The following is a 15721-nucleotide window of genomic DNA, read 5'->3' as shown; positions in this document are numbered from 1 at the left end:
CATGTCCCGCCTCCTCCGCCTCGCCCTCCTCCCGCTGCTGACCGGGCTCATCGCCGCCTGCTCCAGCGCGGCCCCTGCCCCGCCGGCCGACTCCCCCTCCCCCGCGGCCGTCGAATCGCCGGCGCCCTCGCCCGCTGCCGACCCCGGCCCCAGGCAGTACCGGCCGCTCGGCACCAGCGCCGGCATCCCAACCACCGCCGCCGACCCGGCCTTCGAACCACTGCCCGGCGCCCGCGCCAGCTACGGCATCCTCGGCCGCGCCGCCTACCGCATCGAAATCCCCGATGCCTGGAACGGCGACCTCGTGCTCTACGCCCACGGCTTCGCCGGCTTCGGCACCGAAGTCAGCGTCCAGAATCCCCCGCGCGAACTCCGCCAGGCGCTCATCGACCGCGGCTACGCCTGGGCCGCCAGCTCCTACAGCGAAAACGGCTACGTCCCCGGCATCGGCGCCGACGACACGCTCGCCCTCAAGCGCCAGTTCGAAGCCGAATTCGGCGCACCCGCCCGCACCTACCTGATCGGCGCCTCCATGGGCGGCAACGTCGTCGCCCTCGCCCTCGAACACCACGCCGGCGAATACGATGGCGGCCTCGCGCTCTGCGGCGCCCTCGGCGGCATCGAGCAGATCGACTACCTCGTCTCCTGGGTCGCCCTCGCCGAGTACTTCTCCGGCCTCCGCTTCCCGATCGGCGAACCCGGCGCCGACCTCACCGGCATCTTCCTCACCCGCCTGCCCGTTCTCCTCGGCACCCCGCAGCGCCCCACCGAAGCCGGCCGCCGGTTCGCCTCCGCCGTGAAATACCTCACCGGCGGCCCCCGCCCCTTCTTCGCCGAGGGCTTCGCCGAGCAGTACCTCGTCAACTTCGGCCTCGCCATGGTCGACCCCGAGCGCAAGCTCCTCGTCACCCGCGCCGCCACGAACGAAGACCACGTCTACGCCATCGACCCCGGCCTCGGCGTCTCCGCCGACCAGCTGAACGCCGGCGTCCGCCGCTTCGCACCCGACCCTGCCGCACGCAACGCCGACGCCCACCCCGACGCCGTCCCCACCTCCGGCAACCTCTCCGCGCCGCTCCTCACGCTCCACAACACCGGCGACCTCTTCGTCCCCATCTCCCTCGAACAGTCCTACCTCCAGAAGGTCCGCGCCGCCGGCAAATCCGACCTCCTCGTCCAGCGCGCCATCCGTGCCGGCGGCCACTGCCAGTTCTCCAGCCAGGAGCTGCTCACCGCCTTCGACGACCTCGTCCGCTGGGTCCGCGACGGCGTCCGGCCCGCCGGCGACGACCTTTCCGGGGACCTCACCGACATCGGCCGCCAGTTCACCAACCCCATCCGCCCCGGCGACCCGGGCGGCGTCAACTGACCGCCGCCAGCGCCTCCGCGATCGGCCCCGCGTCGCAGCCGAACGCCGCCAGTCCCCGGTCGATCACCCGCCGCCGCCGGTCGGCCGGGCACACCTCCGCCATCGCCAGCACCGACGCCCGCCACCGCTCCGCTGGCGGCCGCCCGGCCGCCGCCAGCCACGCCCGCTCCCACGCCGCGAAGAACCCGTCGAGCACGCCGCCCGGCTCCGCGTGGTGGATCAGCTCCTTCGGCAGGTAGGGCTGGAACGCCCGCGGCCCCTCGGCGAAAAACCGCAGCCGCTGCCCGAACACCAGCAGCCGCCGCCGCAGCGGTGCCTCCTCCCACCGCCCGCCCGGCCGCGGCAGCGCATCGCTCCGCTCCCACGCCCACCAGCAGGCAAGCCGCCCCCACGGGTCGCACGTCCCTTCGATGAGCAGCGCCCCGGGCGCCATCCCGAGCGCGACCGTCTCCAGCGCCGCCCGCACCTCCGCCTCGCTGTACTGCCGCAGCACGTTGAACGCCCGCACCAGCCCCGCCCGTTCGCCCTCCCCCAGCGGCAGGTTGAACCCGCCCCGCGCGAAGCGCAGCCCCGCCCGCTCCCACGCCCGCGCCCGCTCCGCACGCTCCGGGTCGATCTCCACCCCCACCACCTCCGCTCCCGGGTTCGCCGCCCGCACCCGCTCGAAGAGCTCGACCGTCGTCACCGGCGTCTCCCCGAACCCGAGGTCCTCCACCGGGCCGGCGAGCGCCCGCAGCCGCGCTCGCTCCGCCACCAGCAGCCACGTATCGACCAGCCGGAGCCGGTTCGGCGCCGTCTTCCCCCGCGTCACCTGTCCCGCCGGTTTGCCTGCCATGCCCCCGATCCTCCCAAACCTCCCTGCTTCCCGCACCCGTGGACAGTCCTTAGCCCCGGTGCAAGAATCCCCTCACCCCTGCTCGGAGGCCGAAGCGTGACCTCGAATCAATCCCTCGAATTCGACAGCATTATCGTCGGAGCCGGCTTCGCCGGGCTCTACCAGCTCCTCCGGCTCCGCCGCGCCGGCTTCTCCGCCCGCGTCATCGAAGCCGGCGACAACGTCGGCGGCACCTGGTACTGGAACCGCTACCCCGGCGCCCGCTGCGACATCGAATCCCTCCAGTACCAGTACGGGTTCGACCCCGACCTCGCCCGCGAATGGCGCTGGACCGAGCGCTACGCCACCCAGCCCGAAATCCTCCGCTACATCGAATTCGTCGCCGACCGCTACGACCTCCGCCGCGACATCCAGTTCTCCACCCGCGTCACCGCCGCCCACTACGACGACGCCTCCGCCCGCTGGACCGTCCACACCGACCGCGGCGACGCCTACACCTGCCGCTGGCTCATCATGGCCACCGGCTGCCTCTCCGTCCCCAAGACGCCGGAAGTGCCCGGCATCGACGCCTTCGAAGGCGAGTCCTACCACACCGGCGCCTGGCCCCACGAAGGCGTCGACTTCACCGGCAAGCGCGTCGCCGTCATCGGCACCGGCTCTTCGGCCATCCAGTCCATCCCGATCATCGCCCGCCAGGCCGAGCACCTCACCGTCTTCCAGCGCACTCCCAACTTCTCCGTCCCCGCCCACAACTACCTGCTCGACGAATCCCAGTGGCAGGAAGTCGCCGCCCGCATCGCCGAGCTCCGCGCCGAAGCCCGCACCACCTCCGCCGGCATCCTCGGCATCGAACTGAACGACGTCTCCGCCCTCGCCGTCAGCGAAGAAGAGCGCCGCCGCGAGTTCGAGCGCCGCTGGGCCATCGGCGGCTTCGCCATCGGCGGCGCCTTCAACGACGTCGCCATCAACCTCGATGCCAACGAGACCGCGGCCGAATTCGTCCGCAGCAAAATCCGCGAAATCGTCCAGGACCCCGAAACCGCCGAGGCCCTCTGCCCGCGCGACTACCCCTTCGGCACCAAGCGCCTCTGCGTCGATATCGCCTACTACGAAACCTTCAACCGCCCCAACGTCAAACTCGTCTCCATCCGCGACAACCCCATCGCCGAGATCACGCCGAAGGGCCTCCGCCTCCAGGACGGCACCGAGTTCGAATTCGACGCCATCGTCTACGCCACCGGCTTCGACGCCATGACCGGCGCCCTCCTCCGCATCGACATCCGCGGCCGCAACGGCCTCACCCTCCGCGACAAGTGGGAGCACGGCCCCCGCACCTACCTCGGCCTCCAGGTCGCCGGCTTCCCCAACATGTTCACCATCACCGGCCCCGGCAGCCCCTCCGTCCTCAGCAACATGATCGTCTCCATCGAGCAGCACGTGGACTGGGTCACCGACTGTCTCGAATACCTCCGCGAGCGCGACCTTGCCGTCATCGAAGCCGCGCCCGCCGCCGAGGACGCCTGGGTCGACCACGTCAACCAGGTCGCCGACCTCACGCTCTACCCGCGCGCCAACTCCTGGTACATCGGCGCCAACGTCCCCGGCAAGCCGCGCGTCTTCATGCCCTACATCGGCGGCGTCGGCCTCTACGCCCAGAAGTGCGCCGAAGTCGCCGCCAACGGCTACGAAGGCTTCCTCCTCAGCCCTGAGCCCGCCCTCTCCCGCTGAGGCGCTTCGGCAGGCAGGCACCAAACAGCGGGGCGGCCCATCGGGGCCGCCCCGCTGCGTCGTTGTGAAGCCCGGACCGGCTTAGTCGAGCCGCTCGATCACCGTCGCGGTGCCGATGCCGCCGCCGACGCACATCGTGATCAGCCCGTACCGGCCGCCCGTCCGCTCAAGCTCGTTCACCAGCGTCGCGAACAGCCGCGCCCCGGTGCAGCCGGTCGGGTGCCCCAGCGCGATGGCGCCGCCGTTCACGTTCACCTTCGACATGTCCGGGTTCAGCTCGCGCTTCCACGCGAGCACCACGCTCGCGAACGCCTCGTTGATTTCGAACAGGTCGATGTCCCGCATCGTCAGGCCCGCCCGCTGCAGCGCCAGCGGCGTCGCCGTGATCGGCCCCGTCAGCATCAGCTCCGGGTCCGAACCGACCACCGCCTGCGACACGATCCGCGCCCGCGGCTTCCAGCCCATCTCCTTCGCCTTCTCCGGGTGGGTCAGCAGCACCGCCGCCGAACCGTCCGTGATCTGGCTCGAGTTGCCCGCATGGTGGACGCCGTTCTCCTTGAAGCTCGGCTTCAGCTGCGCCAGTACCTCCACCGTCGTCCCGGGCCGGATGCCCTCATCGAAGTCGATGATGGCGTCCTCCCACTCCTCCGTGCCGTCCGCCTTCTTGATCTTCTTCTTGCCCGGCACCGGCACCATCTCGTTCTTGAAGCGGCCCTCGGCCTGCGCCTTGGCCGCCTTCGCCTGGCTCTCCACCGCGAACTCGTCCGCCTCCTCGCGGCTGATGCCCCACTTCTCCGCAATCCGCTCCGCCGCGATGCCCTGGCTGCTCAGGTCGTACTGCTCCCGCATCGCATCCGTGAACGGGAAGCCGAGGCCCTGCCCGATGTTCGCGCCCAGCGGGATCTGCGACATCCACTCCGTGCCGCCCGCCACCACCACATCGTGCACGCCGGAGGCAATCTGGTTCGCCGCGAAGTGCACCGCCTGCTGGCTCGAGCTGCACTGCCGGTCCAGCGTCACGCCCGGGATCGTGTACGGCCACCGCGCCGTCAGGACGATGTTCCGCGCCAGGTTCGTCGACTGCGCGCCGACTTCCGAGACGCACCCGTAGATCACGTCGTCCACGATCTCCGGGTCCATGTTGTTCCGCTTCGCCAGCGCCTGCAGCAGCAGCGCCGATGTCTCCACCGGGTGGTTCTTGCTCAGCACGCCGCCCCGGCGGCCGAGCGGGGTGCGAACCGCATCGACGATTACGACTTCACGCATGAGGGGCCCTTTCGTTTCGAACGAACTTTCGCTACGCAGTGTAGGCCCACCCCGTTCAGGGTGCTACCGTTCGCCCGCGTTCCCGCCGAGCGGCGCCGCGAACCGGATCGCCCCTGCGACCATCTCGATCCGCGCCGGCAGGTAGCCCCCCATCTCCCCGTCCAGGTCCAGCCGCGTCGGCTTCGGCGACGACAGCTCCACCACCCGCGCCGGGTGCCGGTCGACCCCCTCCATCTCGAGGTGCACCCCGCCCTTCCGCTGCCCGTCGACCGCCCGCAGCACCTCCCGCCGTCCCAGGTCTCCCCACCGGATCACGTCGAACAGTCCGTCATCCGGCGCCGCACCGGGCGCCGCGACGAGGTCGCCGCCCCACAGCTCCATGTTGTGCACGCTGACCGTGTTGTACCGCCCGTCGAACTCCTGGCTGTCGATCCGCAGGGTGAAGCTCCGCCCCATCGGCCCGAGCATCTTCACCACCGTCATGATGACGTACGGCGCCGTATCGCCCAGCCGCTTCAGCCACCGCGGCGTCGATTGTGAAATCTCCGGCACCCACCCCGCCGATGCTTCCAGCAGGAAGTACCGCACCTGCTCCTGCCCGTCCTCGCCGATCGCCGTCACCTTGCCGATGTCGACCCGCCGCTCCTCGCCCTGCGCGATCGCCCGCAGCGCCCGGGCCCCCCGCCCGATGCCGAGGCACTTCGCGATGTCCTTCCCCGTCCCCATCCCGATCGTCCCCACCTTCACCCGCTCGGCAGCGCCTTCCGCCATCACCCCGTTCACGACCTCGTTCACCGTCCCGTCGCCGCCGCACGCGACGAGGAACGTCCGCCCCGCCGCGACCGCCTCCCGCGCGATGGCGATCCCCTCGCCCGGCCGCGTCGTAAAGGCGCAATCCGCCTCCAGCCCCGCCCGTTCGATCGCGTCGATGAGCGCCCCGACGCGGTTCCGCGTCCTCCCTCCCCCCGAAGCCGGGTTCACGATGAAAAACGGTCGGTCCAGCGGCGGCAGGTCGTTCGTCCCCATGCCGGGATCGTCCTATGCTCGGCGCCAAAGGTGAAGCCGTGGAGCACAGCGAATCCTTCCGCGCCATGAACACCGCGGTCGACCTCCTCGTCGTCGCCCCCGAACGCCCGGCGCTCCCCTTCCTCGAAGCGCGCCTCCTCTTCGAACAGCAGGAAGCCCGCTTCTCCCGCTTCCGGCCCTCGAGCCTCGTCAGCCGCCTCAACCGCGGCGAAACCATCGCCGACCCGTGGCTCGATGCCATCCTCCCGCTCGCCCTCGCCGCCTTCGACGCCACCGGCGGCCTCTTCAACCCCCTCATCCTCCCGGCCCTCGCGGCCGCCGGGTACGACCGCTCCTTCGAACAGGTCGCCGGCGGCGACCCCCGCCCCCTCGCGCCGCCCGACCCCCGCGCCGCCCTCGAACGCACCCCCGCCGGCTGGCGTCTCCGCGACGGCCAGCTCGACCTCGGCGGCATCGTGAAGGGCTGGACTGCCGACCTCGCCGCCGAACACCTCGACGCCGCAGCCGGCGCCCCTGCGATGGTCAACGCCGGCGGCGATATCCGCTGTGTCGGCGAAGAGGCCCCCGGCCTCGGCGGCTGGCAGCTCGCCATCGATGGCCCCGGCGGCGAACCCGCCTGGTCCGGCATCGTCGCCGGCGCGCTTGCCACCTCGACCACCCTCAAGCGCCGCTGGCGCACCGCCGCCGGCGGCCAGGCCCACCACCTCATCGACCCGCGCACCGGGCTGCCCGCCGACTCGCCCTTCGTCCAGGTCTCCGTCCTCGCCGCCTCCTGCCGCGAAGCGGAGACCTGGGCCAAGGCCATCCTCATCGCCGGCGGTGAAGGCATCGACCTCGCCGCCGCGCGCGGCATCGCCGCCCTCGCCCTCGATGCCCATGTCCGGCCGACAGCCTCGCCCGCCTGGCCCCGGTAAAGATGTTCGCCGTTTCAGGTCCGGCCTGACACCTTTCGCTGCCCACGCCCGATGTACCTCGCGAATCCACCCTCGGGAGGTCCCCCGTCCATGAATCGCCTCGCATCCATCCTCACCGCCGTCGCCACGACCGGGCTCTCGGTCGCCGCCGTCGGCGCGGCCGCCTCCAGCCAGGGCGCCTTCGGCGGCGAGCCCGGGAACGCCGCGCCAGCCCCTGTCGTCACGCAGTCCGCCGCGCCCGCGCCGGCTCCCGCCCTCCCCGGCGGTGCTCCCGCCGTCCTCGAAACGTCCGCCCGGTCCGGCGACGACCGGGGCGGCACCGCGCCCCGCGACACGCGCACCGAACCCGGCGATGACCGCGACATCCGCAGCAGCCAGCCCTCCGCGTCCGGCCGTGACGACGACCGGGATGACCGGGACGACGACCGTTACGACGACCGCGACGATGACCGTTACGACGACCGCGACGATGACCGTTACGACGACCGCGACGACGACCGCGACGACGACCGTTACGACGACCGCGACGACGACTGAGGCGCCAGCCCGACGCGCCGGGGTAACGATGCGGAAATGCTCGCCCGGCACGTGACACCTTTCGCCCGGACCTCCCGATGTACCCCATGGAATTCCGCATCGGGAGGTTCCCGTTCATGAACCGCATCGCCTCGCTCGCCGCTGCCGCCGTCGTAACTGGCCTCTCCGCCGCCGCCATCGGCGTGACCGCCGCCTCGCAGGACGTGTTCGACTCCGGCAGCCGGGAGCAGTCCGCCGAAAGCCCCTCCGCGAGCCCGCCCGCCGGCGCGGGTGCATTCGCCGCCGATACGTCTGCGTGGTCAACGTCCTCGAATGGCGCGGCGTTCGCAACCAAGACCAGCCGCAAGGACGACGACGACCGTGACCGCGAGGACGACGACCGCCGCGAACACGAAAAGCGCGAGCACGACGATGACGACTAAGCCCCGCTCTGCACCGCGGTTCGTTTTCACCCGCATCGCCATCTTCGCCGCCGCCGCGGCCACCTTCGCCGCCGCCTGGAACGCCATCGCGCTCGCCGAGCACCGCGAGCCGGCCGGCGCGGCCGCCCCGCTCCCGGCGGCCGGGCTGGCTTCGGCCCCCGCTGCAGCCGTCGCCGCGCCCGCCAGCCCCCCGAAGCCCGCGCCCCACGTGGCGCCGAGGAAATCGAAAGGCTCCTGAGATGTCCTACCGCGCCGTCATCACCGCCGCCGTGGCGGCCGGGCTCCTCGCTGGGGCTGCCGCCAGCCTCCCTCTCGCCGGCGTCCTCCCCCCGGCCGATGGCCATGGAGCCTGGTACGCCTCCCGCGCCGCCGGCCTCACCGCCTATCTTTTCCTCTGGCTCTCCCTCGCGGGCGGCCTCCTCATGTCCTCCGCCTGGTTCGATGGCCTCGTGAACCGCGCGCGCCTCCTGGCCGCCCACCAGGCTTTCGCCCTCGCCGGCCTCGCCCTCGGGCTCGGCCACGCGCTCGTCCTCATCCCCGACGGCTGGACCGACTTCGGCCTCGCCGACCTCTTCATCCCGTTCGCATCCTCGTACGAACGGGCCGATACCGCCCTCGGCACCATCGCGCTCTACCTCTTCGCCATCGTCACCTTCAGCTTCTGGTTCCGCGGAGCGATCGGCCCGGCGACCTGGCGCTGGGTCCACCGCGCCGCCTTCGTCGCCTATCTCGCTGCCCTCTGGCACGGCGTCCGCATCGGCACCGATACCAGCGCCCCCCCGGTCGCGCTCTTCTACGTCCTCACTGCTTCGATGCTGGTCGGCGCCCTGACGGTGCGTCTCGTCTACGTGCGCCCGCGCCGGCAGGCCCCCGCCCGCCCTCCGTCCCGAGCCGCGGCCGGGCCGGCGGGCTGAGCTCGCGCCGGGGCGCCGCCGTCAATCCTCCCCGCTGTCCCCGGCGGCGCCCTCCCCGGCCCCTCCCTGCCCCCGCGCCGGGATCTCCTTCCCCACAGCCCGCATCGTCTCGAGCACGCCGTTGTGCACCGCATCCCGCGCCGCCTTCAGGGCGTTGTAAATCGCCCGCGCGTTCGACCGCCCGTGCCCGATGACCACGATCCCGTCCACCCCCACCAGCTGCGCCCCGCCGTACTCCGCATAATCCAGCCGCCGCTTCACCTTCCGCAGCTCGGACATCAGGATCAGGCCCGCCGCCTTGTTCCACGGCGTCAGCTCGACCGCCTTCCGCAGCTCCCCGAACAGCAGCTCCGCAATCCCCTCCGCCGTCTTCAGCACCACGTTCCCGGTGAACCCGTCCATCACCACCACGTCCGCCATCCCCTTCGGCAGGTCCTTCCCCTCCACGTTCCCGATGAAGTTCAGCCGGCTCCCGCGCAGCATCTGGTGCACTTCCAGCGTCAGCTGGTTCCCCTTGCTCTCCTCCTCGCCGATCGACAGCAGCCCGACCCGCGGCCGCGCGACTCCGAACATCCGCTCCATGTACGCCGCCCCCATGTGCGCGAACTGGAACAGGTGCACCGGCCGGCAATCCGCGTTCGCCCCCACGTCCAGCAGCATCGTCAGCTTCCCATCCGCCGCCGGGAAGATCGTTGCCAGCGCCGGCCGCCCGATGCCGCGCACCCGCCCCAGCGTCAGCAGCGCGCCCGCCATCGTCGCCCCCGTGTTCCCGGCCGTCACGAACGCGTCCGCTTCCCCCCGCTTCACCATCTCGAGACCGACCACGATCGAACTCTTCGGCTTCGAACGCACCGCCTCCGTCGGGTGCTCCTCCATCTCGATGACATCTGGCGCGTCCACCACCCGCACGTCGCGGATCGTCCCCGTCCCCCGCAGCTCCGCTTCGATCGCCTCCCGCCGCCCGACGAGGATGAGCTCCACGCCGAGCACCCCGGCAGCCATCAGCGCCCCCGCCACCGGCTCCCCCGGCGCGTTGTCGCCTCCCATCGCATCCAGCACGATTCGCGGTGTCGTCATCCCGGCCTCCTCCGCGCGATTGCCACCATCCGGCTGCTGCCGCTATCCAGCGGCGAAAGGTCGTAATCCCCGAACAGATCCACGAGGTCCAGCCCCGCGGCCTCCAGCAGGTACTCGAGCTCCCACCGGCCGACGTACCGCAGCCGGTGCACGCTCACCCGCCGCCGCACGGTCCCTTCCTCCGTGACCGTCTCGTACGCGACTCGCAGCGTCCGCACCTGCTCCGCGAGGTCATCCTCGTGCACGTGCCAGCACTCGAACGTCTCGCCGTCCTCCGTCTCCCCCGAAAACGCCAGCACCGGCTGCCCGTTCGTCGCCGGGTCCAGCCACGCCGTCGGCCCCGGCAGGTCGAGCGCGAGCGTCCCGTCGAAGGTCAGCGCCTCCGCCAGCCGCTCCAGCGTCGCCCGCTGCTCGTCGCCGTCCCGGCAGTAGAGGAACACGTCGAGCGGCACCACGATGAAGCCGTAGTGCCCCGGCTCGAGCGCGAGGTCCAGCACCCGCCCTTCGATGAACCGGACGTCGAGCCCCCGCTCGTCCGCCCGCCTTCGTGCCCGCGCCAGCATCGCCGGTGAGGGGTCGATGCCGGTCACGTCGTGGCCGTGCGCCGCCAGCTCGACCGCGATGCGCCCCGTGCCGCAGCCGACTTCCAGCACCGGCCGGTCCGTCCGCCCCGCATAGGCGAGCCAGAGGTCGATGTCGTCCCGGAAGCCGTCGTGGATGGCGTCGTAGAACGCCGCATCGGCCGCGTAGGGGTCGTGATGCACCGTCCCGAATTCTCCCCTGCGCCCTAGCCCCCTGTCGAACCCCGTCCGCCCCGCTCCTGCGCCAGCAGCCGCGCGAGCACGAGGTAGTCCGGGTCGCTGTGCGTCACGTGGGCCGGCACCATCGCGTCCGCGAGCGCCGCGCACGTGCTCTTGGTCAGCGCCAGCGCCATCGGGTCCTTCGCCAGCAGCTGCCGCGCGAGCTCCCGCGCCGCCGCCAGCGCCTCGCCTTCGGGCACAACCCGGTTCACGAACCCCCACGCCAGCGCCTGCTCCGCCGTGAACCGCTCGCACGTCATCACGAGCTCGCGCGTCCGCGCCGGGCCCAGCTCCCGCATCAGCCTCGGCAGCGCGTTCCACGTCAGCGGGATGTCGAGGTCCACCTCCGGGATCGAAAACCACGCCGTCGCCGCCGCGATCCGCAGGTCGAGGCACGCGAGCAGTACCACCGCGCCGCCGATCGCCAGCCCGTTCACGGCCCCGATGGTCACCTGCGGCAGCCCTTCGAGCGCCGCTGCTGTCCGGTTCCCCTGGCTCGCCCGCAGCCGCTCCCGCAGCGGCGACCGCTCCGCCTGCAGCGTGGCCAGCGGCGGCCGGTTCGGGTCCGAAGCGCTCCCTCCGAGGTCCGCCCCCGCCGAGAACGCCCGGCCCGCGCCCGTCAGGATCACTACCCGCGCCTCTGCGTCGTCGGCCAGCTCCCGGCAAACCTCCTGCAGCTCCCGATGCATCCGCCCGCTGATCGCGTTCAGCTTCTCCGGCCGGTGCAGCGTCACCGTCACGAGCCCCGGCAGCTCCGCGTCCCGCTCCACCAGCAGCGTCTCGTACTCCGCCATCAGTACGGCCGCACCTCGCGCGCGAAGTCCCGGCCGCCGCGCACTGTCACCCGCATGATCGCCCCCGCTCGCGAATCGTCCTCGATCAGCTCGATGACCCCGGCAGCCACGTCCTCCGGCTGCAAAATGCCGCCCACCAGCTTCGCCACCTCCTCCACCCGCGCGTCGCCGCTCCGCCGCACCAGCGGCGTATCCGTGAACGACGGGCAGATCGCGTTCACCCGGATGCGGTCCTGCGCCGCGAGGTGCGCCAGCGACCGCGTGAAGTTCACCACACCCGCCTTCGAGGCCGCGTAGACCGGCGAATCCGGCATCGGCAGCAGCCCGCCCATCGACGCCGTGTTGATGATCACGCCGCCCTTCCCGCTCCGCCGCATCTCCCGCACCGCAATCCGCGTCGCATCGATCACGGCGATCAGGTTGATCTCGATGATCCGCTCCCACGGCCCCGGGTCGTCCGCGAACAGGTCTTCGCCGCCGATGCCGGCGTTGTTGAAGACGATGTCGAGCGCGCCCCAGTGCTCGAACGCACACGCCATCGCCCCCGCGAGGTCTTCCGTGCGCGTCACGTCGCACCGCCGCGCGATGGCGATGCCGCCCGCCGCGCCGGCGAGGTCCGCCGTCTGCCGCGCCCCGGCCTCGTCGATGTCCGCGACGATCACCCGCGCGCCCCGCCGCGCCAGTTCGAGCACCGTCGCCCGGCCGATTCCCGAACCCCCGCCGCTCACGACCGCGACCTTCCCGGCGATCTCCATGCGAACCTCCCCGGGCCGCCAGCTGCGCGCCCGACACGGCATTGTAGGCGACCCGCCCCGCTCCGCCACATCGACACTGCCCGCCGCCTGCCCGAGAATCCCCCTCGTGCCCATCTACGCCGTCGGCGACAAAGTCCCGCGCATCCACCCCACCGCGTTCATCGCCCCCACCGCCTCGGTCGTCGGCGATGTCACCATCCACGCCGGCGCCTCGATCTGGTACGGCACCGTCGTCCGCGGCGATACCAGCTACGTCGTCATCGGCCGCGGCGCCAACGTGCAGGACGGCGCCGTCGTCCACAGCCGCGCCGGCAACCCGGCGCTCATCGGCGATGAGGTTTCCATCGCCCACGGCTGCGTCGTCCACGGCGCCACCATCGGCGCCCGCGCCCTCATCGCGAACGGCGCCATCGTCCTCGACGGGGCCGTCGTCGGCGAAGGCGCGCTCGTGGCCGCCGGCGCCGTCGTCGCCCCGGGCACCGAAATCCCCGGCGGCATGCTCGCCGTCGGCGTCCCGGCCGAGGTGAAGCGCCCCCTCGCCGGCACCGCCGCCGAAGAATGGGTCCGCACCGGCCCCGAACGGTACGCCATGCTCACCGCGCTCCACCGTGCCGGCGTCCGCGAAATCCCCCGCGCCGACGTCCCCCCGCCCGGCGACGGCTGACGCCCGCGCCTACAGCTTGAGCCCCAGCAGCTCCCGCGTCACCGAACCGTCCGCGTGCACCGTCACGTGCACCCACGTGATGCGCAGCTTCAGCCGCTTCCCGCCCGTCTCGATCCACACCTCGTCCCCCTTCTCCCACCGGTAGTCCGACTCGATCGTGCAGTAGTGCTCGCCCTTGCTCCCGCTGAACGGGTCCGCCTCGTAGAACGACGTCTTCATGCCACTCCCCGGCGCGAAATCTCTCGCCCTCCGAGCCTACCCGCTCGCCGTTTCAGCGGGAACGGGGAACCGGGAAGCGGGAGAAGGGAGAAGGGAGAAGGGAGAAGGGAGAAGGGAGAAGGGAGAAGGGAGAAGGGAGAAGGGAGAAGGGAGTCGACACCTCCCGATGCCTCCTCCCACGCTCCCAACTCCCGCCTCCCGCCTCCCGGCTCCCGCCTCCCGGTTCCCGCCTCCCGGTTCCCGGTTCGCCGCCTACGCCAGCCGGAACCTCCCCGCGGCCGCCGCCAGCGCGTTCGCCATCTCCCGCATCTGGCTCGCGGTCGCCGCCAGCTCCTGCGCCTGCGCCGAAAGCTCCTCCGTCGAGGCCGAAACCTCCTCCGCCGAGGCGCTCGTCTCCTCGCTCGTTGCCGAGACCTGCAGGATCGCCTCCGTCACCTTCGAGGTGCCCGCGGCCATCTCGCTCGCCCCCTGCGCCGATTCGCCCGCCAGCGCGGCAATCTGCTCCGCCGAGGCCACGATCCGTTCCGCGCCGGCCGCCAGGCCCTGCACGTCCCGCGCGATCTCCTTCATCCGGTCCGCCGAGCGCGCCACCGTCGCGATGATCGCCTGGAGCGCCTCGCCGGCCTCGCCGGTAATCCGCTGCCCTTCCTCGACGTCGCGCACGCCGGCCGCCATCGCATCGACGGCTTCCTGCGTGCCCTGCTGCACCTTGGCGATGAGGTCCGCGATCTCCTTCGTCGACGCGCTCGAGCGTTCCGCCAGCGACCGCACGTTTTCGGCCACGACCGCGAAGCCGCGCCCCTGCTCGCCCGCCCGGGCGGCTTCGATCGCCGCGTTCAGCGCGAGCAGGTTCGTCTGCGCCGCGATCTCGTCGATCGCTTTCACGATGTCGCCGATCTGCTGGCCGTACTCGCCGAGCATGTCCACCGTCTTCGAAGCGCGCTCCACCGCCGCCGCGATCGACGCCATCGACGCGACCGCCTGGGCGACCGCCTCCTGGCCCTGCAGCGCCGCCCGCTTCGACTCCTCCGCGGCTTCGGCCACTTCGCCCGAGGCCTTCGCGACCAGCTGAATCCGCTGGCCCATCCGCTCGGCCTCTTCGCGCGATTGCCCCGCCGAGGCCGCCGATTCCTGCGCGCCTGCCGCCACCTGCTGCGAGCCGCTCGCCACCCGCTCCACCTCCCGCGCGCTCTCCTGCGAGAGCCCGCTCAGCGCCACGGTCGAACGCGTGACCTCGTTGATCGCCGTCGCGATCTGCCCCGTGGCCGCCGCCATCTGGTCGCTCGCGTCGCCCAGCTGGCCCGCCGCCGAGAGGATGCCCTCGGCCTGCTGCCGCACCTGCCCGATGAGGTCGCGCAGGCTGCCCACCATCCGCTGGAGCGCGTTGCCCAGCGCATCGTCATGGCCGCGCGGCTGCACCCGCGCCGTCAGGTCGCCGTTCGCCACCGCCTCCGCCGCGGCCACCATCTCCTTCAGGTAGCCGGTCATCTCGCCGAAGGCCTCCGCGGCCTCGCCGAGCTCGTCCTTCGACCGGACCGAAACCGCGACGTTCACGTTGCCCCGCGCGATCGACCGCGCCGCGTCGCGCACCTCCCGCGCCGTCCGCGCCATCGACCGCGCCAGCCACGTGGCCAGCCCGAGCCCCGCGAGCACCGCGCCGACCGTCAGCCCGACGAGCAGCGCCCGCGCCCGCGAGGCCGCACTCGCCGCTGCGTCCTTCGAATCCGAGGCGATCGCCGCGTTGAACCGTCCTGACTCCTCGAGCGCCGCGTTCATCGCCGCAATCCGGTCGTTCATCCCCGCGGCGACCTGGGCCGCCTCGCTATCCTTCCCGGCTTCCAGCAAATCGAAAATCTTCCGCCGGTCCGCGATGACCGGCTTCACCATCTCCTCGACCTCCGCCCACTGCTGCGCGTCGGCCGTCGAGGCGAACGTCTGGTGGTAGTCCGCCATCGCCTGCTCGGCGGCGGCCAGCTCTTTTCGTCCCTGTTCGATGAGCGGCGCCCGCTTCGTCACGTCCGGCTGCAGGAACGCCCGTTTCTCCTCCCGGCCGCTCGCTGCCATGTTGTAGTTCGTCAGGAGCGCGTACTGGACGCCCAGGACGTTCTCCCGGTACATCGCGGCCGAACGGTCGGCCGCTTTCTGCAGCTCCAGCACGCCCATCACGGCCACAGCCGCGTTGAGGGCCAGCACCACCCCGAACGCAAGCAGCAGCTTCGCCTGCACCTTCAAATTCGTGAACCACTGCATCGTGAGACTCCCCGGCCGAGATCCGCGGCGTCCTGCCGCGCCCTGTCGTTTCGACTGTCAGCCGGGATGCGCGCGATGCGTATCAGGGAGTCCCCTCGGGTGCTGCCGCAGAATCCCCCGCGTTCGGTTTTTCGGAAAAGTCATCAGAAAC

17 protein-coding genes are annotated in these 15721 nt (G+C 71.8%); 8 read left to right on the top strand and 9 right to left on the bottom strand.

Features of this window, described 5'->3' with window-relative positions; genetic code table 11:
• Nucleotide 1 precedes the first annotated feature (1 nt).
• Nucleotides 2-1369, top strand: coding sequence for a hypothetical protein (locus tag N2041_RS08240; RefSeq protein WP_297677667.1), 1368 nt, complete (start codon nucleotides 2-4; stop codon nucleotides 1367-1369).
• Here N2041_RS08240 and N2041_RS08235 read toward each other — a convergent pair.
• Nucleotides 1362-2204 (bottom strand): hypothetical protein, encoded by an 843-nt coding sequence (locus N2041_RS08235; RefSeq protein WP_297677665.1) that lies wholly within the window; start codon nucleotides 2202-2204, stop codon nucleotides 1362-1364. The genes N2041_RS08240 and N2041_RS08235 overlap by 8 nt on opposite strands.
• A gap of 96 nt (nucleotides 2205-2300) precedes the next feature.
• Between N2041_RS08235 and N2041_RS08230 the strand changes: the two genes are divergently transcribed.
• Nucleotides 2301-3932, top strand: a complete 1632-nt coding sequence (locus N2041_RS08230) for an NAD(P)/FAD-dependent oxidoreductase (protein ID WP_297677663.1) — start codon at nucleotides 2301-2303, stop codon at nucleotides 3930-3932.
• A gap of 81 nt (nucleotides 3933-4013) precedes the next feature.
• Here the strand turns inward: N2041_RS08230 and N2041_RS08225 are convergent, their stop codons facing one another.
• Nucleotides 4014-5198: a thiolase family protein gene (locus N2041_RS08225; RefSeq protein ID WP_297677661.1), complete on the bottom strand. Its 1185-nt coding sequence runs from the start codon at nucleotides 5196-5198 to the stop codon at nucleotides 4014-4016.
• Between the two features lie 63 nt (nucleotides 5199-5261).
• Nucleotides 5262-6224 (bottom strand): diacylglycerol kinase family protein, encoded by a 963-nt coding sequence (locus N2041_RS08220; RefSeq protein WP_297677659.1) that lies wholly within the window; start codon nucleotides 6222-6224, stop codon nucleotides 5262-5264.
• A gap of 14 nt (nucleotides 6225-6238) precedes the next feature.
• Here N2041_RS08220 and N2041_RS08215 point away from each other — a divergent pair, with 14 nt between their 5' ends.
• The 5 genes from N2041_RS08215 (at nucleotide 6239) to N2041_RS08195 (ending at nucleotide 9011) form a co-directional block, all read left to right on the top strand.
• On the top strand, nucleotides 6239-7138 hold the full coding sequence (locus N2041_RS08215; protein ID WP_297677657.1) for an FAD:protein FMN transferase: 900 nt from the start codon (nucleotides 6239-6241) through the stop codon (nucleotides 7136-7138).
• Nucleotides 7139-7228: 90 nt separating this feature from the next.
• Nucleotides 7229-7675, top strand: a complete 447-nt coding sequence (locus N2041_RS08210; RefSeq protein ID WP_297677655.1) for a hypothetical protein — start codon at nucleotides 7229-7231, stop codon at nucleotides 7673-7675.
• Between the two features lie 116 nt (nucleotides 7676-7791).
• A complete protein-coding gene (locus tag N2041_RS08205) occupies nucleotides 7792-8097 on the top strand; it encodes a hypothetical protein (protein WP_297677653.1) in 306 nt (101 codons plus the stop codon).
• Nucleotides 8087-8335 carry a hypothetical protein gene (locus tag N2041_RS08200; RefSeq protein WP_297677651.1) on the top strand — a complete coding sequence of 83 codons (249 nt, stop codon included), beginning with the start codon at nucleotides 8087-8089 and terminating at the stop codon, nucleotides 8333-8335. Before N2041_RS08205 ends, N2041_RS08200 begins: the two co-directional genes overlap by 11 nt.
• Before the next feature lies 1 nt (nucleotide 8336).
• The gene (locus N2041_RS08195; protein ID WP_297677649.1) at nucleotides 8337-9011 is read left to right on the top strand and encodes a ferric reductase-like transmembrane domain-containing protein; all 675 of its coding nucleotides are present in this window, start codon (nucleotides 8337-8339) and stop codon (nucleotides 9009-9011) included.
• A 21-nt stretch (nucleotides 9012-9032) separates the two neighbouring features.
• On the opposite strand, the gene plsX is transcribed toward N2041_RS08195, so the two are convergent.
• Genes plsX through N2041_RS08175 form a run of 4 tightly spaced genes read right to left on the bottom strand, consistent with a single transcriptional unit; the run spans nucleotide 9033 to nucleotide 12437 of the window.
• Nucleotides 9033-10088 carry a phosphate acyltransferase PlsX gene (gene plsX / locus N2041_RS08190; protein WP_297677647.1) on the bottom strand — a complete coding sequence of 352 codons (1056 nt, stop codon included), beginning with the start codon at nucleotides 10086-10088 and terminating at the stop codon, nucleotides 9033-9035.
• Nucleotides 10085-10852, bottom strand: coding sequence for a class I SAM-dependent methyltransferase (locus tag N2041_RS08185; protein ID WP_297677645.1), 768 nt, complete (start codon nucleotides 10850-10852; stop codon nucleotides 10085-10087). The genes plsX and N2041_RS08185 overlap by 4 nt, the downstream gene beginning before the upstream one ends.
• 23 nt (nucleotides 10853-10875) lie before the next feature.
• A complete protein-coding gene (locus N2041_RS08180; protein WP_297677643.1) occupies nucleotides 10876-11682 on the bottom strand; it encodes an enoyl-CoA hydratase/isomerase family protein in 807 nt (268 codons plus the stop codon).
• Nucleotides 11682-12437 (bottom strand): SDR family NAD(P)-dependent oxidoreductase, encoded by a 756-nt coding sequence (locus N2041_RS08175; protein WP_297677641.1) that lies wholly within the window; start codon nucleotides 12435-12437, stop codon nucleotides 11682-11684. Before N2041_RS08175 ends, N2041_RS08180 begins: the two co-directional genes overlap by 1 nt.
• Nucleotides 12438-12543: 106 nt before the next feature.
• On the opposite strand from N2041_RS08175, the gene N2041_RS08170 reads away from it, so the two are divergent.
• Nucleotides 12544-13101 (top strand): gamma carbonic anhydrase family protein, encoded by a 558-nt coding sequence (locus tag N2041_RS08170; protein ID WP_297677639.1) that lies wholly within the window; start codon nucleotides 12544-12546, stop codon nucleotides 13099-13101.
• 9 nt (nucleotides 13102-13110) lie between these two features.
• On the opposite strand, the gene N2041_RS08165 is transcribed toward N2041_RS08170, so the two are convergent.
• A complete protein-coding gene (locus tag N2041_RS08165) occupies nucleotides 13111-13320 on the bottom strand; it encodes a hypothetical protein (RefSeq protein WP_270055594.1) in 210 nt (69 codons plus the stop codon).
• 252 nt (nucleotides 13321-13572) lie between these two features.
• Nucleotides 13573-15570 carry a methyl-accepting chemotaxis protein gene (locus N2041_RS08160; protein ID WP_297677636.1) on the bottom strand — a complete coding sequence of 666 codons (1998 nt, stop codon included), beginning with the start codon at nucleotides 15568-15570 and terminating at the stop codon, nucleotides 13573-13575.
• Nucleotides 15571-15721 lie beyond the last annotated feature (151 nt).

Source organism: Tepidiforma sp., assembly GCF_026419595.1.
Taxonomy (GTDB): Bacteria; Chloroflexota; Dehalococcoidia; order Tepidiformales; family Tepidiformaceae; genus Tepidiforma.
Note: the sequence above shows the minus strand (reverse complement) of the source record. Positions and strands in the feature narration are given on the sequence as shown.